Source organism: Bacillus cereus group sp. RP43 (genome assembly GCF_040459645.1).
In the GTDB taxonomy this organism is placed as follows: Bacteria; Bacillota; Bacilli; order Bacillales; family Bacillaceae_G; genus Bacillus_A; species Bacillus_A mycoides_C.
In genome coordinates, this window is the sequence record NZ_JARVHQ010000001.1 from 1,591,004 (window position 1) to 1,613,018 (window position 22,015).

A 22,015-nucleotide genomic window follows, 5' to 3' on the forward strand; every position below is an offset into this window, starting at 1 on the left:
CATGTTGTTACGTCAGGAAGTAGAACGTAGAAAACTAGCAATCATTCGTAAATTACTAGGATTAGGATTATCAGAAATTCATGGTCAAACATTAGATCAACTAACGTTAACGCAGCTTGAAGGAATTTTAATAGCAAGTTTGCATGTATTGGAGGGGAAAAGCAATGCCAAAGCAGCTAACAATCTTTGATGCTGAACCAGTTGTGTCATTTGATCCTAAGAAGGCTCATGTTCATCGGTTAAATTCTAAACTACGTTTTGCTGACGTTGTTGTACAAATACCACGCCAAGCAAAGGCGATTGAAGAATTAAAACCAACGACAGCGCCAGATGATCGTTACGAATTATTTGAGGATTATACAATTGGGATTTGGCGTTATAAGCGAGTGGAGGATAAACAGTTTGATTGGGAAGAAGCTGAAGAGATATGTAAGCGAGCAAGGGATAGCAAAGAGCCGATTCCAATACGGCTACATCTATCCTTGGAACAATCATTTGTTCCGGAGAATGTTGTGCAGTATTTATAAGCAAATAAAAAAGCCGAGAATACTCCCGACTACTTTCGACAAAGTAATTATATCATGGGAGTGGTGAATGTGGCGATTAGTAAAGAAGATATTGCAGAAATGAGAGCGGAAATTTCTTTAGCTGAAAATATGGTTTATATCGTGAAAGATGGACAAGTTCGTCAAATAGAGCCGCCGATAAGTGGTCATGGTGAGCAGTCCTTGATATACAAGAATAAAAAAGTAATTCGTATTGAAAAACGAGAATCAGAGTTGATTTAGCCTAGCTTTTATTTTTTTAAACAAGTTGGAAATTGGGGTAATAATAAACCTTGAATTTTGTTCAGGATGAAGACTCAGTGAACAATTAATGAATAAAAGGAGAAATCCCTGCGGCGGCAAGGATTTCGGAGGGGAGAGGCTATTGTCGTACTATGTCGAAATTTGGCGTATTCGACGAATTAATATTATCACGAATTTTCAAGTAATTGTGGTGTTCGATGTGTCAAAAATGTGTACGAATTTTATATAAAAGCGTTATTTTATATAAAATAATCCCCTAAAATCTAGGGGATTTAGGAAAATATCAATGAAAAATTATTTTATAAGGACCGGCATTCTTCTAGTTTCAAATCTTTCGAATTCTATAGGACAATATGCAAACGTTGCTAAAGGTTCTGGAGTTTCGTTTGTAAAAAAAGTGTGGTTAATTACTTTACCAGAAGAAGAATAAAAAGTAATTTTGGTTTTTGATATAGGAGGAAGTGTTATTACTAGTGGTTTACTTGTCATACTAATCAGCTCCTAAATTATTTGGTTTTATATGAATTTAATATGTATTCAATAAATGTATATGAATTCATTTTATAAAGTTAGTACTTTGCGAATTGAGAAATTTAACAAAGTAGTTATTTAGTAATCATAAAAATAGGAGTGCCCGACCAGAGCACTCCATGACGCTAATAACAACACCTATAAGAGTATATGAGTGCTTTGACTAAATATGTTTTTATTTTTGGACTTTAAACAAAATCCTTATTTAGTAGCAAATGAAAAGAGCACTTCGTAAAAGTGCTCTTCTGACCAAGATCCATTTTGTAAAAGAGAGGAATACGTAATATCATATGAATTTATTTTTAAATGTGTGTAAAAGCGTAGAAAAACTTCATTTTGTAGAATAAGGGAAACTAAAAAAGAGCACTTGCTTACGGTGCTATTTAGGGAAAAAGTGAAATGTTGAAAAGTAGATTAGGGTTTCTTGCTTCGAAATAATATATGACCATTTCATCGTAATGTGACAATGAATCGCTAATGCTAACTACTTGTTGAAAAAAGAATCCCCTCTAGATTATTGAATGCCAGAGCTTTAAGAAATAATTAATTTAACTTTTCAATTACAATCGAAGCATTTATATTTGTTTGTGTTCCACCTGCTAAAGTCTGCAAAGTAACTGCAGCAGCGGAAGTATGATTATTAAGGGTAAGAATATCACCTGCGGCTAAAGTGAGAACTGTTTGCCCATTGTTTTGTTGAGTACCTGCACCTGATCCATAAACGGAGTTGGTAACGGGAGCCCCATTTAAAAAGAGGGCAAATTGATTAGGCTCAACTCCTGATACAGAAAAAGAAATTTTATAATCTCCAGCATTAATAACTGTCATCTGAGAAGTTCCAAGAGTATGAGTAAAGCCGGATGTGATTTTACCGTGTGAATTAAACAGAATAGGTGCTTCTAATGCAACAACTTGAGCTGCTGTATTGAAAACATAAGCATACTGGGATAAACCAGATGTTGTAAGTCCAGCAGGCCCGGTTGGTCCAGTAGATCCGGCCGATCCAGCAGGCCCTGAAGGTCCTGTTGCTCCAGTTATTCCAGTTGGCCCAGTAGGTCCTGGAGGTCCACCTGAAGGTCCTGTTGCTCCGGTTATTCCAGTTGGCCCAGTAGGTCCTGGAGGTCCACCTGAAGGTCCTGTTGCTCCGGTTATTCCGGTTGGCCCAGTAGGTCCTAGAGGTCCTGTTGCTCCAGTTATTCCAGTTGGCCCAGTAGGTCCTGGAGGTCCACCTGAAGGTCCTGTTGCTCCGGTTATTCCGGTTGGCCCAGTAGGTCCTGGAGGTCCACCTGAAGGTCCTGTTGCTCCGGTTATTCCGGTTGGCCCAGTAGGTCCTGGAGGTCCACCTGAAGGTCCTGTTGCTCCGGTTATTCCGGTTGGCCCAGTAGGTCCTGGAGGTCCACCTGAAGGTCCTGTTGCTCCGGTTATTCCGGTTGGCCCAGTAGGTCCTGGAGGTCCACCTGAAGGTCCTGTTGCTCCGGTTATTCCGGTTGGCCCAGTAGGTCCTGGAGGTCCACCTGAAGGTCCTGTTGCTCCGGTTATTCCGATTGGCCCAGTAGGTCCTGGAGGTCCTGGAGGTCCACCTGAAGGTCCTGTTGCTCCAGTTATTCCAGTAGGCCCAGTAGGTCCTGGAGGTCCACCTGAAGGTCCTGTTGCTCCGGTTATTCCGGTTGGCCCAGTAGGTCCTGGAGGTCCTGTTGCTCCAGTTATTCCGGTTGGCCCAGTAGGTCCTGGAGGTCCACCTGAAGGTCCTGTTGCTCCGGTTATTCCGGTTGGCCCAGTAAATCCTGTCGCTCCAGTTATTCCAGTAGGCCCTATTTGAGGCAAAGGAAAGGCACATGGAAAGGGTATGTGACAATTCTTTTTAAATTTACTCATTTTTACACCTCCCTTATAAATTAACTACCAATTTATATTTATACTTTAACAACTTATGAGTAAACAGACACACGGGTGTAAGGAAAAAACCTATAAAAATTACATAAAGGGCTTTAAGAGCAAGCCTCTATTTCACATTCCATACCAAAAAGAGCACCATATATAAGTGCTCTTCGGACCAAAACTCTTAATGTAAAAGAGTACGTGATACCATATGTGATTTTTTCATGAGGCGTGAAGGATTTGAACAAAAACACTATTTGATATGTAAAAGTTAGAGCACTTTGGAAAGTGCTCTGTAAAGGCTATTTATTCTAAAAAGAGAGGATAGAAGATATCATATGAGGTTATTTTTAATTGAGTGTGTATCTTTTGCACAAAAATTGCATTGTGTAGAAATGAGGAAACTAAAAAAGAGCACCATGCACAAGTGCTCTTCAAGATAGGAGGTAACTCTATGAGCTGAGTCTAGGTAAGAAGTATATGGTGTGAAAAAGAAATAAGAACATAATTTTATAATCAGACTAATAAAAAAGAGCAGCTAGCAAAAGCTAACTGCTTAGCCCCAGGGAAGGGAGAGGAGCGATTTGTTAGGTCTAAGGTTGAAATAAGGGTTTTAGATATTAAGACCTAAATATAGTATGGATTTCAATTTAAAAGTTATGCATATAAACTGTATTCGTGCAAAAAATGGTTAACAAACAAAGCAGCTAGCTAATTAAACTAACTGCAATGTTCTTAGTACTTTCTCTAAAGGATATGTGATTCGGCACAATTTCATGGGAAAACTATTATGGCTGTTAGCCTACCTACATTATTTACAATTTATAGGAATTGATTCTTGGATTTTATAATAAAGGACCAATGAAAATAAGATGGCAGACAGTTGGTAAGTGAACTGCCTGCCAAATGAATGAACAAATGTGATTTGGAAAGATTGAGCTATATCTGTAATAGCTCATGAGTAGTATAGTTAGAAACTTAAAAGTTTATTCATCGGGTAAAGTGAATTGAAACAATTCATATTGCACGACAAAGTAGCTAGCTCAATTAGCTAACTACTTGTTGTACAAAAGAAAATTAGGCCCTACAAGTAAATGATATGTAACTTTTAGTTACAGCTATAGTATAAGCAGAATTAAAAATATTATGTGGAAGTGAAAATGAGTTTAATAAAAATCTCATTTTGTAAAGTTCAAGTGCATCCAACAGGAGAATAACCTAAGGATGCATTTGAACAGTAAATTTGTTATTAGAAATTTTGGTCATGTATAAACATAACTAATGTTTAGTATGGGTTTAAATATAACAAAGTATCAAAAGAGCAGCTAGCAAAAGCTAACTGCTCCCTACAAGGAGATACAGAGAAAACTACTTTAAATGAGTTCTGGCTAACAGCCTATCTACAGTATTGACGGAATATTGAGTTTTATCCAAGGGATAGATGTATTTAATGAAAGAGTATAGCCCACCACATTGCGAATAATGCAATCCAACCAATGCTAAGTAATATGTATTTCAAAATTTTCATAATTACTCCTTTTAGATATAAATTGCTCAATGAAGATGGATTTTATAAACTTTTTACAAAATAATCTTTTTCTAATAAGAAAGTTACTGAAATATGAGAAAATGATATAATAATATCAATTACACATTTAGTCCTACTGGAAGAACCAGCGGACATCAAACTATAAAGAGCATTAGTGATATTGCTCCATAGTTTGGTGTCCGCTTTTTGGTTTTTTTAACAAAATAGATAAGGGGTGTTTATATATATGATGCAATTAACTTTCTTACCTAAAATTGACCGAAAAGCAACACAGGTTCGTTTAGAAGAGATTTTAGAAAACGTTCGTATTTACAGACAATTTGGGATGATTAGAAACGAGATGAAGGTCACAGTCTCTGGTGAGGTAAGGTATCATGGTCCAACAAACATAATAGGAAAGCCAGCTGAAGATGTTGCTTTAGCAAATGTTGCTATGAGTGAAAGAGAAGTGAAATTACAACGTTTATCTTTTCAAATTGATAAGGCATTAAGTCGTTTTAGCAAAAATCAACGAGATATCATTGTAAAACGATATTTGGAAGATGAGGAAGTCTTTGATTATATGGTTTATAACGATATTGGTATGAGTGAACGTACATATAGAAGAAATAAATCTAATGCTTTTTATAAATTAGCATTTGCTCTTAGATTAGAAGTTTATGAGACTGAAGAATCTGGAGGTAATGAATAATGAATTTTGTTCAGCCAATACGTGACCCAGAGCGAATACAACAGCTAAAAGAGTATTTTAAGGAAAAGAGCTTACGTAATTACATTCTCTTCATTATGGGCATTAATACTGGCCTCAGAATCTCCGATATTTTGAAATTAAAAGTAGGTGATGTCAAAGGTAGTCATATCTCTATGAGGGAAAAGAAAACAGGAAAACAAAAACGTATTCAAATTACTGCAGCATTAAAAAGAGAACTTAAATGGTTTATAGAAGAAAGAGAAGATCATGAGTATTTGTTGCAAAGTAGACAAGGGAAGAATCGTCCTATCGGTCGCAGTATGGCATATAAGATATTAAGTATAGCCGCAGGAGAGTTCGGATTAGATGAAATAGGAACACATACGCTAAGAAAGACGTACGGGTATCATATGTACATGCAAACGAAAAACATAGCATTACTCATGGAGATATTCAATCACTCGTCAGAGAAGGTCACGTTACGTTATATAGGTGTAAACCAAGATGCAATGGATAAAGCAATGACTAGGTTTAAAATCTAATCATTGCTTTTTTCATTTTAAATCTAGGGGTATCGCCACATCGCTATCAACCTAAAAAATCAAAATCTCCCAATAACGAAAATTCTATTCATTGTTGACTATTTATAATGATAGGTTATGTAAACTTTACATGAATAAGGTATATAATATATAAATAACGATTAACTGAGGTGAGAGTATGGAAGATACATATAAAATCCCAAAGTTAGAAACAAAGCGTCTTTTATTAAAAAAACTAGATTTTCATGATTTAGATGATTTATTTGAAGTCTATTCTGATCCTCAAACAACTACATATGTACCTCGAGAGGTACACAAAAATAAAGATGAAACTCGTATTTTTTTAGAAAATACGATGGACACAGCTAAGAAAGGTAAGTCTTTCATATGGTCTATTATCTTTAAGGGTGATCAGAAAGCTATTGGAACCTGTGGCATCTGGAAATTATCACACAGTAGCGCTTCTTTAGGAGCCGTTATTAACCCACTGTATTGGGGAAAAGGAGTTATCGTTGAAGCTTTAGAAGAACTAATAAAGTTTGGCTTTCAAGAATTAGATTTAAATCGTATTGAAGGAAGATGCGACATAAGGAATACAGCGTCTGAACGAGTTATGCAAAAGCTAAAAATGACATATGAAGGAACATTGAGACAAAGTGTAATGATCAATGGTATGTATTGCGATTCTAAGGTATATTCTCTTTTAAAACATGAATACGGTAACTTTCGATAACGATAATTATGTAAATAAGCTGTCCACATGGGCAGCTTATTTTATTTTTCCGCATAGCGTAGGTTATTTTGCAAAATGCTGGTGGTATCCCTATAAAGTTACTCATAATTTTCGTACTGTGTAACTCAAAAGAGAAAGTTTAATTAAGTCAATGATAGCAAGAGCCGTGGCGTATGGCTCAGTTACACACAATATAAGATATGGGTAAGTGATGGAAGCTTTTTACTATAAAATAATGAGCGAATGATAATGTTAATCCAATGAACCCATTGGCTACTAGGTTAATACGATGTAACGGGAGGGAGATGAAAAAATGAATAATGGTCATTATGAATACAAAAATTCTTTTCATCAATATTATCCAAACGAGTCTTATCCTTTTGTAATGGACAACAGAAATATAGATATGAGTAGAGGGGTAAGGCCACAACAATGGCAACAACCACAACAACCACAACAATGGCAACAACCACAACAACCACAACAATGGCAACAGCAACAACAACAGCAACAGCAGCAACAACCGCAACAGCAACAGCAGCAACAATATAAGTGCCAATGTGATGGAAAAGAAGCCCTTTGTGTTTCAATTCCAGTTCCAATTACAGTTGTTCTTTTGGGAACGAAACTCCAAGTTGAATTACCGTGTATTAGAATAACTTCCGAAGAAGATATTACACCAGTATTGAAAAAGTTGATAAAGTCCCTTGGCGGTTTACTTGGCGGTTCAGGTAGCACTTCGTCTTAAAAATACAACTTTACTTATTTATTCGGATAATACTAGCTTTCGTGTAAGCGAGGCAAAGTAGACTAGAATAGCAATAAGCAACTTTTGTATGATTTGAACTATAACTCTACACTGTGGCAAGGTTATGGTTCTTTTTAATTGTGGCAAAATAACGCTTCTTATTAAAAATTTCGGCCAACTTATGAGTAAAGTGACAGCGTTATTGATTTTAAAAAATAAAAAATCGCCTTATTAAAGGCGATTTATAATTTATTCATTTTGCATTCTTTTGATGATACATAAATATCTTTTAAAATTAAATGCAATGTTCTACATTAACGTGTTTCTGGATCTTTGTCTTTTTTTCTAAGACCAAATAATCCTAATAGTCCCAATAAACCAAGCCAAGTCCAATTATTATTTTTATCACGATTATCATTTAAATCATTTGTCGTATTTACATTTCGAGTTCTCACATCATTATTAACTCTATTCATGTTATAGTCATTAACTCGAGTTGTAGTATTATTATTGTTAACTCTATTCGTATTATATCCATCGTAATCAGCATGGACGCTTGTACCAAAAACCGTAATAGTTAGTAATAGGGCACCTAAAATAGATGAAAGTTTTTTCTTCATGGTTTTCCCTCCTTTCGTATTTAGTAATGTCTCCAGTTCCTTTAGGCAATATTCGGTTGAAAATATATAAAACCATTTGAATTTAAATTATGATAAATATCTTTAATTTTTATTATTAAAAGTACTTAATAATAATGGATTAAATTAATTGAAATGTATTTATTCTTTATAAGCATAAATTTTTGGTAACGGTACATTCTATGAGAGGTAATTACTATATTTGGGTAAGGTGTTCCTTATGAGTTATAAGAACTTATTTTCTTTAATCAAGAACATGATTGGGAAAATTTTTTCTATAGTAAGTATTGTTGCTAAAAATCTAATTTCTTTAAGGAGGAATATTTTTATGGGTATTTTAAGTGGAAATCCACAAAATGAACCAATGCACTACGGAGAAGTCTTTGGGATTTGGAGTTATCTTGCAGCGGCACAAGGCGCAATTGCTGGATATCAAGTTCTTATTAACCACACAGGAGACGAGGATTTAAAGAAATTTTTAGAAAACCTTGTAGAGAATGATATCCAATCAGAAGTTGAAGAATTAAAAAATATATTAAAATTGAATGGTGTTGCATTACCACCAGCACCTCCAGAAAGACCAGTTGCATCTATTGAAACGATTCCTCCTGGTGCTCGTATTAATGATGCGGAAATTGCAGCTAAAGTTTCTATGGATCTTGCTGCTGGCTTAGTAGCATGTAGTCAAGCTATGGGGCAATCTCTTCGAGAAGATGTTGGAATGATGTTTGGTCAATTTCATATGAAAAAAGCACAAGCTGGAGCTATATTACTTCGTCTGAATAAGAAAAAAGGTTGGATTATTCCGCCTCCTTTACATGTTCTACAATCCGATCAAGCATAATACCTAAATAAATTTCAATCGATTCTTTATGGCTGTTGGATTGAAGTAGTGTAGGAAAATAAAAGTTATTAGCGAATTAAAATAATTGGCAGATTCGTGACCGCTTTTTGGCAGTAAATGTGCCGGTTGTTTTGAAATCAAAGTGATATATTTGTATTGTGAGAAATGGCGGAAAACATTGCTCGCAAAATTCCTTATAACTGAAAATGGATCGTCATAACCGGTGGCGATGGTTGTAGATTGGATGAACAGTTGTTTCTTGTTTTCACATTCAATTGCAATTCACGTTGTGTAAACGGAGAAGGGCTTTTGCTCTTCTTCCAGGGACTTAATAATGTTTGTGTAGATAAATGTAAACAACATTAGGTGGTTGGAAGAAGAATAAAACTTCATTTACCGGATTTATAGTTATAAAATTACGATGAAAGGGAAGTTGGTGCACAGTTGCCCTTTCATAATGAAAAAATAGTATATTACCTTTCTTAATGTACATATTAAGTAAAGTGTTTAATATCACACATAAAAGGCGGGGTAATATGAGTGAAAACAAGAAAAATGAAGAATTGAATAAGATAAAGAAGTATTATTTTAATGAGGATAATCAACCAGTAGCTGGTATAGAGTTAACTTTGCCGCCTGATATAGGAAGCATGTTAGACCTGAAATCAGATGATGATGAAAGTAGAGAAAGTAATAATGAATAAGTTTAATCTAAGCATCCATTCGGATGCTTTTTATTTTGGAGGAGGAATATGAACAAATGAAACTAAATAAACAAGAACAAACAGCTATTATAGGTAACTTAATAAATAATACTATTGGTTTGGGGTTAGTAAAGGAACATATTGATCCACAGAAATTAGAAAAGGCTGTAGCTTTGTATAATGAAATTAGTGAAGATATGACACCGAAACAAACAAGAGAATCACTTATTAATGTATTGGATAAAACGATTGATGAATTCTTAGTGAGTAAGGAGTGAGGATAGATGTGTGAGCATAAGTATCAGGTGCTAGATAGTGAGACTACTTCTTTTTATTCTGATGCTAATCGTTATGGTGTAGATGTATCAGCTACTTTCTATTGTAAGAAGTGCCTTGATATTCAACACCGAGAGAAGCGGATTGATACAGGTGTGATTGAGGTTAAGGATAGTGAATGAATATAAAACAAAACAACAGAAGCGTAAGTTTTATGATAGTGGTGAGTGGAAGAGAACACGAGAACAAGTAAAGAAGCGTGACAACTATGAATGCCAAGAGTGTAAACGCAATGGTAGTGTTCGTGTGGACACCAATGAGTACAGCGAGAGTGCCAAGCGTAAGAAGATTCAACTCGTTGTCCATCATATAAAGGAACTTGAACACCATCCAGAACTTGCATTAGAAATAGATAATTTAGAAACCGTCTGCGTATTGCATCACAACAAAGAACACGATAGAACATTCAAAAAGAAACCGAATAAATGGGAAAACGATGAAAAGTGGTAAAAATGATTCAACATAAACACCCCCCGGTTCAAAAATTGGGCTTTTTTTCGTCTAAGGGGCACCGGAGGAGGGGGTTAACTGTCAGGTTTTTTTCGGAATTACGCACGTAAGGGGGGGTGGGTAGATGGCTGTTAGTATTATAAGGTTAAAAGAACAGCTCATGAATAGTATTGATATTGCAGATTTAGTCGAAGTTGAAAAGGTAGAAAGATACATTGATCTTGTTAAAGCATTTAGAAAAATAAATAAAACTATTAATAAGGAAGGCGAGTCCGTAACAGTAAAAAACGGTTCTCAAGTTTTTGTTAAAGCCCACCCTCTCATAGGAGAAAGGAATAAAATTAACAGTTCTTTAATCGCGTTAGGCAGAGATATAAAGTTTGTTGTTAAGGCTAACATTCCTAATGCGGGTTATAGTGAAAGTGATCTAACATGATTGGGCAAAAGTACATTGGTGAATATATTGAACTTTATCGAAGTGGAAAAGTGAAGTTCAATAAAGAAAGAGAATTGTTAATTGAATATCTAGAAAAATATGTTTTGAACAGAGACGATTTATATTTTGATGATGAAATGATTGAGAAGTGTATTCGCTTCGGTGAGAAGTGGTACTTTCCATTACAATCTTTTCAGAAATTCTTAATAGCATTCGTCTTTTTATTTTACAAGAAAAATGGACGCGTATTTTATCGTAAATTTCTTTGGATGCTTGGGCGTGGTGGCGGTAAAAACGGATTAATATCAGTCATTATTCACTTTTTAATTAGTGAAATGCATGGTATTCCGGAGTATAACATTTCCGTTGTTGCAAACAGTGAAGAACAAGCGAAAACAAGTCCTGATGAAGTTCATAAATGCGTTAAACGAAATGAAATATTGCAACGAGCATTTAAAACAACATTAACTCAAACTGTTTCCAAAGCTACCGGAAGTGTATTGAAGTTTAGGACATCAAACGGAGATACGAAAGATGGTTTGCGTGATGGCGCGGTTGTATTTGATGAAATACATCAATACGAAAGCAATAAAGATGTTCGAGTCCATATCAGTGGCTTAGGGAAAAAGAAAAATCCACGCGAATTTTATATTGGTACAGATGGATATGTACGTGATGGTTTCTTAGATAAGCAAAAAGAAAAAGCAATGAAGGTTTTAAATGGTGAAGCCCGTCCAAACGCTATCTTTCCATTCATTTGTAAATTGAATGATGAAAAAGAAGTTGATGATCCGGATAATTGGGAAATGGCAAACCCTATGTTATCGCAGCCGTTAAGCGAGTATGCTGAAGGGTTACTTGAAACGATAAAGGAAGAGTATGAAGATTTAGAGGATGATCCAAGTAACAGAGAAGAGTTCATGACAAAGCGTATGAACTTACCCGTTACAAATTTAGAACGCTCTGTTGCAAAATGGTCAGAAATCCTTGCTACAAATCGCCCGTTTCCTGATTTATATGGTCAAGAATGTATCGGAGCGTTAGACTTTGCAAGTATGCGAGACTTTGCTGCATGTGGACTTTTGTTTAGAAAAAATGGCGATTATATTTTTAAAACACATTCATTTGTGCGTAAGGAATTTGTTGATATTTACTATGGCTATTCAAAAAAAGCTGGTGAATATAAAAAACAAAAATTCGCACCAATTAAAGAATGGGAAGAACAAGGGCTGCTAACAGTTGTGGACGAACCAACTATAAATCCATCTCACATTGTAGATTGGTTTGTAGCGATGCGTGAGAGTTACGGACTTAAAAAGATTATAGGTGATAATTTCAGATTAGAAGCTATAAAACCATTGTTAATAGCTGAAGGTTTTGAAGTTGAAATTATTAGAAATCCTAAAGCAATTCACAGTTTACTAGCACCACGTATTGAAATGGCCTTTGCAAATAAACAAATTATTTTTGATGATAATCCTCTAATGCGCTGGTATACGCAAAATGTATTAGTTGTTATTAAAGGTGATGGCAACAAGATTTATGAGAAAAAAGAACCTGTGCGAAGGAAAACGGATGGATTCCAGTGTTTTGTCCATGCTCTTTATCGAGCTGACGAGATACGAGAGTCAACAGAGTTCTTAATAGGCGATATTAAATTCTAATAAAGGGGGTGATAATCATTGGATGGTTAGGTTCAGTATTTAAAAGAAATAAAGAGTTAGAATTTATGCTAGATCTAGATTTGATTGCTGATACGGCAAATAGGCTTCATATGAAACGATTAGCACTTGATACATGCGTATCTTTTTTAGGGAGAACGATTAGTCAATCTGAATTCAGGGTAAGAAACGGTAAAACATTTGAGAAGAATGAGCTTTATTATCGACTAAACGTTAGACCGAATAAGAATATGACTGCAAGTACCTTCTGGGAAAGATTTATCCGTAAACTTATTTATGATAATGAGTGTTTAGTTGTACAGGCGGATGATGGTGATTTGCTTATTGCTGATGGATTTCAGCATAACGAATATGCCGTATATGAAGATATTTTTACAGATGTAACAGTAAAAGATTACACATTTAAGAGAAGTTTTAAACAAAGCGAAGTTATTCACTTAAAGTATCGAAATGATAAATTATCTCCACTTATTGATGGTTTATTTGCAGATTACGGTGATTTATTTGGTAGGATATTAAACTCACAGAAGCGTAAAAATCAAGTTCGTGGAACGGTTGATATGGATATGATTGGAGCTAAAACAGAAGAACAAATAGCGAAGTTACAAGAGTTTATAGACAACATGTATAAGTCGATTGGCTCAAAAGATATAGCTATTGTTCCGCAACAAAAGGGTATTAATTATAACGAGATATACAATGGTGTTGCAAATGGGCCGAGTGTGGAAGAAATTAACAAAGTAACAAATGGTTTCTTAAATCAAGTAGCTATGGCATTTGGTATTCCAACGGCTTTATTATATGGAGAAATGGCTGATGTAGAGAAGCAAACGAAAAACTACATGCTTTTTACAGTACGGCCATTATTAAAAAAATTATCTGATGAAGCGAATGTTAAATTCTTTGAAATGAATGAGTATCTTTTAGGGAAAAAGATTGAAATTAAGGCTGTTTCTTATCAAAGTATATTTGACCTTGCAACAAGTATTGATAAGCTCATATCTTCAAGTGCATTTACAGGAAATGAGATTCGATCAGAAGTAGATTATGAAGATTCGGATGATCCGAACTTAAATGTTCATCACATTACGAAAAACTATACAAGATTAGATAAATCTGAAGGGGGTGAGAAATAATGCAACATGTGAATATGAATAAGCTTTTAAATTTAAAACGAGATATTCGTTTTGAAGCTAAAGGAGAAAATGAGTATAAATTAACCGTTTATGGGTCAATTGGTGGATGGTTTAGTGAAAATAATGCTGAAGCAGTAAGAAGAAAAATTCAAGATGTTAAAGCAGAAAAAATCCACGTTCATATTAATTCGGGTGGAGGTTCTGCATTCGATGGTGTAGCAATTTGTAATCAGTTAAAACAGCACAATGCAGAAATTATAGTTCATATTGATGGTTGGGCAGCTAGCGCCGCATCTGTAATTGCGATGGCAGGTGATAAAATCATTATGCCTAGCAATACTATGATGATGATTCATCAAGCAAGTACCTTTGAATATGGAAATGCAGATCTTTTTGAAAAAACAGCACGAGATTTACGAAAGATTGATTCAGCTTTAGCCGCATCTTATAAAAAACGTTTTGTTGGAACAGATGAAGAATTAAAACAGCTTTTAAAAGATGAAACTTGGCTAACAGCAGAGGAAGCTGTTGCTCTTGGTTTAGCTGATGAAATTGCTGATGAAATTGAAATTGATGATACGCAAGAAGATGAAGAAGAGGAAGTTGTAGAAAATTTCAAAGAAGATTTAGTAGCTAAGTATACGAAACAACCAAATAATCAAAATCCAAAAGAGCCTATTCAAGAGCCTGTTAATACAAAACAGAATCTGAGTACGCTCTTTTTAACTTTAGGAGGAAAATAAAATATGGTGATTAAATTTAATAATTTTGAAGATAAGAAACTAGCTTTTGCGAAAGCAACACAGGAAGGTACGGCAGAAGAACAATCAGCAGCATTGAATTCTATGATTGAAGCACTTGCTACAGATGTTCGTTCAGATATTTTAAATCAAGTAAATGAATCTATGGTAGATCGTTCTATTATGCAGTCTCGTGGCGCTAATGTACTAACAAGTGAGGAAATGAAGTTCTTTAATGCAGTTGTGGAAGAAGGTGGCTTTAAGTCTACTGAAACATTACCAAAAACAACGCAAGAACGAATCTTTGATGATTTAGTTGAAGATCATCCTTTCTTACAACATATCGGTCTTGAAAATCTGGGCGCAGTAACAGAATTTATTTACGGAGACCCAGAGGGAGCAGCAGTATGGGGGCCGCTATTTGATGGGATCAAAGGCCAATTAAATGCTACATTCCGTAAAGATAGCATTTCCCAACTTAAATTAACAGCGTTTATCCCATTAGCAAACGACATGCTGAAACTTGGGCCTGTTTGGGTAGAAAGATACGCTCGTACAATGATTACAGAAGCAATGAAAGTCGGATTAGAACGTGGATTTGTTGCTGGTACAGGTAAAAATGAACCTATTGGACTATTAAAAGATCCAAGTGGAAGTGTTGTGAATGGGGTATATCCAGATAAAAAGCCAGTAGGTACTTTAACGTTTGAACCAGGTCGTAAAACAATCAATGAATTAAAAGGCGTTGTTAAATTACTAGCTAAAAAATTAAACGCTGATGGTTCAGATGCAGATCGACCAAAAAATATTGCTGGTAAAGTGGTTATGGTAACTAATCCGTTTGATACTTTTGATATTCAAGCAAACGCGACAATTCAAAACGCAGCTGGAGTATATGTAACTAGCTTGCCATTTAACCCAATCCTTACAGAGTCGGTGTTTGTACCTCAAGGTAAAGTATTATTCTTTGTTAAAGGCCAGTATGTTGCAGCGATGGGAGGCACAGAACCAATCAAAAAGTACGAGGAAACATTAGCTTTAGAAGATGCAACAGTTTATATTGCTAAACAATATGCTACAGGTAAACCAAAGGATAAATACACTTCACAAGTTTACACATTGAAACTTGAAGAAGTAACGCCACCAACACAAGGGTGATGTGAATGGACAAAATAATTTCAGATCAGATTTTGCAGCAATTCAAAGATAGGATGCGATTAGGTGATGAGGAAGACGATAATCTAAGACGCATCCTATTTGCATCCAATAAAGCTTTAATAAAAGACTGTGGATCATATGACATAAACGAAGACCAGACGTTCAAAGAATTAGTTTTTGAACGTTCCCGTTATGTTTACAATGATGCACTTGAGTATTTTTCTGAAAATTTTTTAACAGAAATAAATAGCTTTGGCATTCAAAAAGCTTTAGAAGAAATCAAACTGGAAGGTGATTAATATGCGTCCTTTTCAGTACAAAAAACCACTGAATACAGGTGATTTTAGGAATCGAATTATCATTGAACAACCTGTAGTAATAAAAGATGAATTAAACCAAGTAATCGAAACATCTTGGCGGGAATTCAAAAAAGCCTGGTCAATGATAAAAACGGTGAAAGGTTCCGAGTATATTGAAGCTTCAGCTTCACAGGCTACACGGGTTTATCGTTTTGTGATTCCTTATACTTCTGGTATTACGGAAGAAATGCGAATTAATATGAAAGGTCGTATCTTTGATATTATCGAACCGCCAATGAATGACGATGAAATGTATCAAACATTGACTATTATCGCAAAGGAGCATGTTTAATATGAACGATTTTGCGAGGGATCTTGCTAGAGAATTACAAAGATATGCAAATGTTGTGGAAGAAGAATTATTGACCACACAAGAAGAAGTGGCTGATGTTGCTGTAGAAAAATTAAAGCAAAATAGTCCTAAAAAAACAGGTGCTTATCGTAAAGGCTGGCGCAAGAAAAAAGAAGGAAAGGGTGTTATTCTTCATAATACACAAGGGCAATTAACACACCTTTTAGAAAATGGACATGCAAAAGTCGGTGGTGGTCGAGTACCAGCACAAGTGCACATTCGTCCAGTTGAAGAGTATGTAATTGACGAATTGCCAAGACGTATCGAAAGGACGATTGGGCAATGACATTAGGTGATTTAACAAAAATTCTTGAAGCTACAGGTTATCCTGTGGCTTATTCGCATTTCACAGCAACACCAACTAATCCAGTTCCAGCACCACCTTATATTTGCTTTCTTGTGGATGGTTCAGCCAATCTCATGGCTGATAATAAGGTCTATCACAAGATAAATGATTTAAATATAGAGCTTTATACAAATAGAAAAGATTCAGTTGCAGAAGCCAAGCTTGAACAAGTCCTGAACGATCATGAAATACCTTATAATTCGCCATTCGAAGGGACTATTGAAACAGAAAAAATATATCAAAAATTTTATGAAACGAGGTTGATATAAATGAATGAAAACAAAGTAGCTTTCGGTTTAAAAAATGTCCATTATGCACTTTTTGACATTAAAGATGGTGTAGTTACATTTAGTTCTCCAATTCCATTGCCAGGTGCGGTTGAATTAACGTTTGATCCACGAGGGGATTTAATTGAATTCTATGCTGATGACATGCTTTACTATGCAGCAAGTAACAACCAAGGATATGATGGTACGTTATCAATCGCAACTATTCCAGAAAAATTTGCTGTTGATGCATTAGGAGAGGAATTGGACGAAGAAGACGGTGTGTTAAACGAGTTAGCTGATGCGAAAGGAAAACCATTTGCATTATTATTTGAATTCGATGGTGATGTACGTGCGACTCGACACGTTATGTTTAACTGTTCAGCAAGTCGTCCAACACTTGCATCTAAAACGAAAACAAACTCGGCAGAGCCTAATACAAATGAACTTAAATTTGTATCAAGCCCTATTGATATTAACGGGAAACGCATGGTTAAAACGAAAACTACTACTAAATCAAAACAAGATATTTATGATAATTGGTACAAAAAAGTGTATACAAAAGTACCTACATTAGCAAAAGGAGCGTAAGCAAATGGAAAAGACAATTACAATAGATGGAAAACAAGTCAGATTAAAAAGCACAGCAGCAACGGTTAAACGCTATAAAGCACAATTTAGACGTGATTTATTTGCGGATATGCTTAAATTAGGGGTTATTGCTCCTTCAAATCCTCAAGCTGGCTCACTAGCTACTATTGATTTAGCGAATGCAGATTTGAGTAAAGTGGATTTTGAGGTTGTTTATGATTTAGTTTGGTTATATGCGAAAACAGCAAATCCGGAAATTGCGGAACCAATTACATGGCTAGATGGTTTTGATGAATTCCCTATTTCTGAGATTCTTCCAGAAATTATGGATATGATTCAAAGTACAATGGGAGCAAAAAAAAAATAAAGAAAACTAATGGAGAGCAAGGAGCTTTCGGTGATGAAGAGTTATCAACCGATACGTTCCTTGCTCTTTGTTATAAATCAAAGCTAACACATTGGGATTTAGAAGTTATGACAATTGGTGACTGTTTTGATTACATTGCTGAATTCGCTGAAATGGAGAATCCAGACAAAGACAAAACGCGTAAAGCGAGCCAAAAAGACTTCGATTCATTCTAAGAAAGGAGTGAGATGATGGCAGGAGGAAGAATTAAAGGGATTACGATTGAAATCGGTGGTAATACTGATCCGTTACAAAACGCCTTAAAAGATGTTAATAAGCAAAGTGATTCTTTGACTAAAGAGTTAAAAGATGTCGAACGGTTGTTGAAATTCGATCCAGGCAATGTGGAAGCATTGGCACAAAAACAGCAGTTACTTACTCAACAAATCGAAAATACAACACAAAAGCTAGATAAATTGAAAGCAGCGGAACAACAAGTCCAAGCACAATTCCAAAACGGAAAAATTTCCGAAGAACAATACCGTGCGTTTAGGCGTGAAATTGAATTTACAGAAGGATCGCTTAATGGTCTGAAAAATAAACTCGGAAACATGAAGGCTGAGCAAGACAATGTAGCAAGTTCAACAAGACAATTAGAAACATTGTTTAGCGCTACAGGAAAAAGCGTTGATGATTTTGCAGGGGCATTAGGAAATCGTCTTGTGAATGCAATTAAAAGCGGAACAGCTACAAGTCGGCAGTTAGAACAAGCGATTGGTCTTATCGGTCGGGAAGCATTAGGAACAGAGGCAGATATTGAGAAATTACAACGTGCGCTCAGATCTGTGGATGATGGGAACTCCATTCAACAAGTGCGAAATGAGTTAAGAGATTTACAGCAAGAAGCCGGCAGAACAGAGAAAAAGTTTGAAGGCTTACAAGTAGGATTAGAAAATGTCATAGGCGGCATGGCTGCTGGTGGTGGTATTGCAAGTGCAGTTGAACAAGCAATGGACATGTCTAAGTTAAAAACAAAGATTGATATCACCTTTGATGTTCCTGAGGCTTCGAAAAAATCAGTAGAAGAAGCTGTAAGGGGTGTAACGACGTATGGTGTTGATGCTGAAGAAGCCTTAGAAGGTGTTCGAAAACAATGGGCATTGAATAAGGATGCTTCTGATGAAACAAATGCCGCTGTGGTTAAAGGAGCAGCGACTATTGCGGCGTCCTATGCTGGCATTGATTTTAATGAGCTTATACAAGAAACAAATGAGATTGGTGCAACATTAGGAATTACTAATGAAGAGGCTTTAGGATTAGTTAACACCTTATTAAAAACAGGTTTTCCGCCTGAACAATTAGACATTATTGCTGAATATGGTGACCAAATGGTTCAAGCTGGCTTTACAGCTAAAGAAGTTCAAGGAATTATGTCAGCTGGTGTGGACACGAAAAGCTGGAATATAGACAACCTATTGGATAAAAAGTTGTCCCTATGAGTGGCGACATTCATAGAAAACTCCTTTAATTCAGTGGAACTCTCAAAAGAGACAATACTGAGCGAAGCCTTTAATATAGGAACGTGCAACGACTAGCTGAAAAGCGTAGGATGTAAGCCAATGACATCCGAAATGGGGAGCATCTTATATAAAGATGATGATATAGTCTGGTCTGTATAGTGATATACAGAAGTTCATAAGAGAACTGGCAGGATGTTGCGAATCCTGTTGAACATATCGGGTGTTAAAGAAGGTCGCATTCAAATGGCTGACTTTGGTAATGGTCTTGATAAATCCATGAAAGAAATCATATCACAGACAAATATTTCTGCTGAGCAATTTGAAGGTTGGGGGCAATCTATCGCTAAAGGTGGAGAAGGTGGCCAAAAAGCCATGCTGGAAGCCACAAAAGCTTTAGCTGGCGTCGAAGATGCTACCGTAAGAAATCAGCTTGGGACGAAAATGTTCGGGACCCTTTGGGAAGACCAAGGAAAGAAAATTATTGATACGATTTTGAAGGCAGAAGGGAAGCAAGTTGATCTAAAAAAAGGAGTAGAAGATCTGAACGGCGCTACTTCTAAAATAGATGCTAGTCCAGCTGTTAAATTCCAAAAAGCGATGGAAGATTTAAAAATGGCTCTCGAACCAGTTCTTGGAGTGATAGCCGATGTTGTTGCTAAAATTGCTGATTGGATTTCTAACAACCCAAAACTAGCAGCTACATTGGCAGCTATCGCAGTAGCTATTGGTGTAATTTCAGGAGCATTTATGGCTTTAGCGCCAATAGTTGTCGTTATATCCACCATAGGGGCTGCAATGATGGGATGGGTAGCATTAATTGCTATAGTTGTAGCCGCAGTTGTTGCTTTAGGTGTAGCCATTTATCAAAATTGGGATTCTATAACGAAATGGACTATTGATGCTTGGAATGCTATTGGAGATTTCTTAATAGGTCTATGGAACGGTTTAGTTCAATGGTTATCAGATACATGGAATAGTATGAGTGAAGGAACGCAAGAGCTCTGGAATAGTATACTAGAATTTCTAACTGGAATTTGGAATAGCATTATTGAGTTTGTTACTACTTGGGGAACAACGATACTAGAGGCTTTTAGCAGTGCTTGGACTTCTGTATCCGACTTCTTTATAGAAATCTGGAACGGAATTGTTGAATATTTAACAGAGGTTTTACAAGGCATAGCGACCTTCTTTACTGAAGTATGGACTTCAATTTCAACGTTCTTCCAAGAAACTTGGAATGGTCTAGTTGCTTTCATAATGCCGATTTTACAAGGAATTGCTGATTTCTTCTCTATGATGTGGAACGGTATTTCCACAGTGATCCAAACGGTATGGAATTTCATTACTCAATACTTACAAGCAATTTGGACAGCTATTTTATATTTTGCTACTCCAATATTTGAAGGTATTAAGAACTTCATTTCAGAATGCTGGAATACGATTAGTTCTACAACAAGTTTGGTATGGGAAACGATTAAGAATTTCTTAGTTTCCTGTTGGAACGGAATTGTAGCATTTGTTGTGCCGATTTTTGAACAAATCAAGTCTTGGATCATTGCTGTGTGGGATACAATCAGTTCAGCAACAGTGACTGTGTGGAATGCAGTTAAGAATTTCTTGCAAGCATGCTGGAATGGATTAGTTGCTTTTGTGGTACCAATTTTTAATTCAATAAAAGAATGGATCATAAATACATGGAACACGATTAGTTCTACAACAAGTGCGGTATGGAACGCTGTAAAAAACTATTTGTCTAGTTTATGGAATTCAATCGTTTCTACAGCAAGTTCTATTTTTAATAATATTAAAGAAGCTATATCAACAGTTTGGAATATGATTAGTAGTACAAGCACCAGCGTGTGGAATGGTATTAAATCCACACTTTCAAATATTTGGGAAGGAATTAAATACACAGCAGCATCAGTATGGAGTGGATTAACAGATGCAATTATGACACCTGTACGTTGGGTAACAAGGGCTGTTAGTGGTGCATTCGAAGGTATGCAATCGGCTATACTCGGTGTGTGGAGTGGAATCAAAAGTGGTATAAAATCGGCTATAAATGGAATTATTAGTATGATAAATAAATTCATTTATGCTTTCAATACACCAGCCCAATTATTAAATCAAATTCCAGGAGTAAGCGCTCCTACAATTCCATATGTTCCGATGCTTGCTAAAGGTGGAAAGCCTGTAGGGGATGGCTCATTTATTACAGGTGAAGCTGGACCTGAGATGTTTACGAAAAAAGGTAATTCAATTACAGTTACTCCGTTATCTTCGAAAGAAAAATCGCTTGGTATCACTGGAACTATGAATCAATTAATGGGTGATATGAGTCGTATGATGGCTAGTTCTATGAGTCAGCTATCAGGATTAAAAGGGGTCATGAGTGGCGTATATGGAAACATGTCAAATAGTAGACAAGCTATGACAAGTAGTGTCGCAAATCAAGTATTCAATTATTCTCCTGGACAATCAGGTGTTAGTGGAGCGGTACCGATGCAAGGTGGCGATTTATTAATTGAAGTACCTGTCACATTAGATGGTAGAGCGGTTGCGCGTGGGACTTACCGACATACAACTGAATATCAACGAAGAGAAGAACAAAGAAACTCAGACTTTTAGGT

Annotated in this window: 28 protein-coding genes; 25 read left to right on the plus strand and 3 right to left on the minus strand. The window is 35.9% G+C overall.

What is annotated here, in order from left to right; all coding sequences use genetic code 11:
* Position 1 precedes the first annotated feature (1 nt).
* The 3 genes from QCI75_RS08435 (at position 2) to QCI75_RS08445 (ending at position 788) form a co-directional block, all read left to right on the plus strand.
* The gene (locus QCI75_RS08435) at positions 2-190 is read left to right on the plus strand and encodes a hypothetical protein (RefSeq protein ID WP_098402099.1); all 189 of its coding nucleotides are present in this window, start codon (positions 2-4) and stop codon (positions 188-190) included.
* Positions 165-527: a cell division protein SepF gene (locus QCI75_RS08440; RefSeq protein WP_353760235.1), complete on the plus strand. Its 363-nt coding sequence runs from the start codon at positions 165-167 to the stop codon at positions 525-527. Before QCI75_RS08435 ends, QCI75_RS08440 begins: the two co-directional genes overlap by 26 nt.
* 69 nt (positions 528-596) lie before the next feature.
* Complete coding sequence (locus QCI75_RS08445; protein ID WP_353760237.1) at positions 597-788, plus strand: DUF3954 domain-containing protein; 192 nt, start codon at positions 597-599, stop codon at positions 786-788.
* A gap of 315 nt (positions 789-1,103) precedes the next feature.
* On the opposite strand, the gene QCI75_RS08450 is transcribed toward QCI75_RS08445, so the two are convergent.
* Both QCI75_RS08450 and QCI75_RS30515 read right to left on the minus strand, forming a co-directional pair.
* Complete coding sequence (locus QCI75_RS08450) at positions 1,104-1,298, minus strand: hypothetical protein (protein ID WP_353760239.1); 195 nt, start codon at positions 1,296-1,298, stop codon at positions 1,104-1,106.
* Between the two features lie 585 nt (positions 1,299-1,883).
* Positions 1,884-3,215, minus strand: coding sequence for a BclA C-terminal domain-containing protein (locus tag QCI75_RS30515; RefSeq protein ID WP_483299460.1), 1,332 nt, complete (start codon positions 3,213-3,215; stop codon positions 1,884-1,886).
* Positions 3,216-4,993: 1,778 nt separating this feature from the next.
* Here QCI75_RS30515 and QCI75_RS08460 point away from each other — a divergent pair.
* From QCI75_RS08460 to QCI75_RS08475, 4 genes are all read left to right on the plus strand, one after another.
* Entirely contained in the window at positions 4,994-5,458 is a 465-nt protein-coding gene (locus tag QCI75_RS08460) for an ArpU family phage packaging/lysis transcriptional regulator (protein ID WP_353760241.1), read from the plus strand.
* Positions 5,458-6,000, plus strand: coding sequence for a site-specific integrase (locus tag QCI75_RS08465; RefSeq protein ID WP_353760243.1), 543 nt, complete (start codon positions 5,458-5,460; stop codon positions 5,998-6,000). The genes QCI75_RS08460 and QCI75_RS08465 overlap by 1 nt, the downstream gene beginning before the upstream one ends.
* A gap of 178 nt (positions 6,001-6,178) precedes the next feature.
* Positions 6,179-6,733: a GNAT family N-acetyltransferase gene (locus QCI75_RS08470; protein ID WP_063549430.1), complete on the plus strand. Its 555-nt coding sequence runs from the start codon at positions 6,179-6,181 to the stop codon at positions 6,731-6,733.
* A gap of 313 nt (positions 6,734-7,046) precedes the next feature.
* Positions 7,047-7,481, plus strand: coding sequence for a hypothetical protein (locus QCI75_RS08475; RefSeq protein ID WP_353760245.1), 435 nt, complete (start codon positions 7,047-7,049; stop codon positions 7,479-7,481).
* A 314-nt stretch (positions 7,482-7,795) separates the two neighbouring features.
* Here the strand turns inward: QCI75_RS08475 and QCI75_RS08480 are convergent, their stop codons facing one another.
* Positions 7,796-8,101: a WGxxGxxG family protein gene (locus QCI75_RS08480; protein ID WP_353760247.1), complete on the minus strand. Its 306-nt coding sequence runs from the start codon at positions 8,099-8,101 to the stop codon at positions 7,796-7,798.
* 346 nt (positions 8,102-8,447) lie between these two features.
* Here QCI75_RS08480 and QCI75_RS08485 point away from each other — a divergent pair, with 346 nt between their 5' ends.
* The 18 genes from QCI75_RS08485 to QCI75_RS08570 all read left to right on the plus strand — a co-directional run bounded on the left by QCI75_RS08485 (position 8,448) and on the right by QCI75_RS08570 (position 22,013).
* Positions 8,448-8,963: a DUF3231 family protein gene (locus QCI75_RS08485; protein ID WP_000512143.1), complete on the plus strand. Its 516-nt coding sequence runs from the start codon at positions 8,448-8,450 to the stop codon at positions 8,961-8,963.
* A 536-nt stretch (positions 8,964-9,499) separates the two neighbouring features.
* Positions 9,500-9,667: a hypothetical protein gene (locus QCI75_RS08490; protein WP_353760249.1), complete on the plus strand. Its 168-nt coding sequence runs from the start codon at positions 9,500-9,502 to the stop codon at positions 9,665-9,667.
* A gap of 56 nt (positions 9,668-9,723) precedes the next feature.
* Positions 9,724-9,945 (plus strand): hypothetical protein, encoded by a 222-nt coding sequence (locus QCI75_RS08495; protein ID WP_353760250.1) that lies wholly within the window; start codon positions 9,724-9,726, stop codon positions 9,943-9,945.
* Between the two features lie 6 nt (positions 9,946-9,951).
* Complete coding sequence (locus tag QCI75_RS08500) at positions 9,952-10,125, plus strand: hypothetical protein (protein ID WP_353760252.1); 174 nt, start codon at positions 9,952-9,954, stop codon at positions 10,123-10,125.
* Complete coding sequence (locus tag QCI75_RS08505; RefSeq protein WP_353761504.1) at positions 10,118-10,453, plus strand: HNH endonuclease; 336 nt, start codon at positions 10,118-10,120, stop codon at positions 10,451-10,453. The genes QCI75_RS08500 and QCI75_RS08505 overlap by 8 nt, the downstream gene beginning before the upstream one ends.
* A gap of 124 nt (positions 10,454-10,577) precedes the next feature.
* Entirely contained in the window at positions 10,578-10,889 is a 312-nt protein-coding gene (locus QCI75_RS08510; protein ID WP_353760254.1) for a P27 family phage terminase small subunit, read from the plus strand.
* Entirely contained in the window at positions 10,886-12,553 is a 1,668-nt protein-coding gene (locus QCI75_RS08515; protein WP_353760256.1) for a terminase TerL endonuclease subunit, read from the plus strand. The genes QCI75_RS08510 and QCI75_RS08515 overlap by 4 nt, the downstream gene beginning before the upstream one ends.
* A gap of 8 nt (positions 12,554-12,561) precedes the next feature.
* Positions 12,562-13,707 (plus strand): phage portal protein, encoded by a 1,146-nt coding sequence (locus QCI75_RS08520; RefSeq protein WP_353760258.1) that lies wholly within the window; start codon positions 12,562-12,564, stop codon positions 13,705-13,707.
* Positions 13,707-14,450: a head maturation protease, ClpP-related gene (locus QCI75_RS08525; protein WP_353760260.1), complete on the plus strand. Its 744-nt coding sequence runs from the start codon at positions 13,707-13,709 to the stop codon at positions 14,448-14,450. Before QCI75_RS08520 ends, QCI75_RS08525 begins: the two co-directional genes overlap by 1 nt.
* Positions 14,451-14,453: 3 nt before the next feature.
* Entirely contained in the window at positions 14,454-15,605 is a 1,152-nt protein-coding gene (locus tag QCI75_RS08530) for a phage major capsid protein (protein WP_353760262.1), read from the plus strand.
* 5 nt (positions 15,606-15,610) lie between these two features.
* A complete protein-coding gene (locus tag QCI75_RS08535) occupies positions 15,611-15,904 on the plus strand; it encodes a hypothetical protein (RefSeq protein WP_353760264.1) in 294 nt (97 codons plus the stop codon).
* 1 nt (position 15,905) lies between these two features.
* Complete coding sequence (locus tag QCI75_RS08540) at positions 15,906-16,256, plus strand: phage head closure protein (RefSeq protein ID WP_353760265.1); 351 nt, start codon at positions 15,906-15,908, stop codon at positions 16,254-16,256.
* Position 16,257: 1 nt separating this feature from the next.
* Positions 16,258-16,602, plus strand: a complete 345-nt coding sequence (locus QCI75_RS08545) for an HK97 gp10 family phage protein (protein ID WP_353760267.1) — start codon at positions 16,258-16,260, stop codon at positions 16,600-16,602.
* A complete protein-coding gene (locus QCI75_RS08550) occupies positions 16,599-16,931 on the plus strand; it encodes a hypothetical protein (RefSeq protein ID WP_353760269.1) in 333 nt (110 codons plus the stop codon). Before QCI75_RS08545 ends, QCI75_RS08550 begins: the two co-directional genes overlap by 4 nt.
* On the plus strand, positions 16,932-17,519 hold the full coding sequence (locus QCI75_RS08555; RefSeq protein ID WP_353760271.1) for a major tail protein: 588 nt from the start codon (positions 16,932-16,934) through the stop codon (positions 17,517-17,519).
* A 4-nt stretch (positions 17,520-17,523) separates the two neighbouring features.
* Positions 17,524-17,886 (plus strand): hypothetical protein, encoded by a 363-nt coding sequence (locus tag QCI75_RS08560; RefSeq protein WP_098253083.1) that lies wholly within the window; start codon positions 17,524-17,526, stop codon positions 17,884-17,886.
* Positions 17,887-18,116: 230 nt separating this feature from the next.
* Positions 18,117-19,364: a hypothetical protein gene (locus QCI75_RS08565; RefSeq protein ID WP_353760273.1), complete on the plus strand. Its 1,248-nt coding sequence runs from the start codon at positions 18,117-18,119 to the stop codon at positions 19,362-19,364.
* 264 nt (positions 19,365-19,628) lie between these two features.
* Positions 19,629-22,013 (plus strand): hypothetical protein, encoded by a 2,385-nt coding sequence (locus tag QCI75_RS08570; RefSeq protein ID WP_353761506.1) that lies wholly within the window; start codon positions 19,629-19,631, stop codon positions 22,011-22,013.
* The last annotated feature ends 2 nt before the right edge of the window (positions 22,014-22,015 follow it).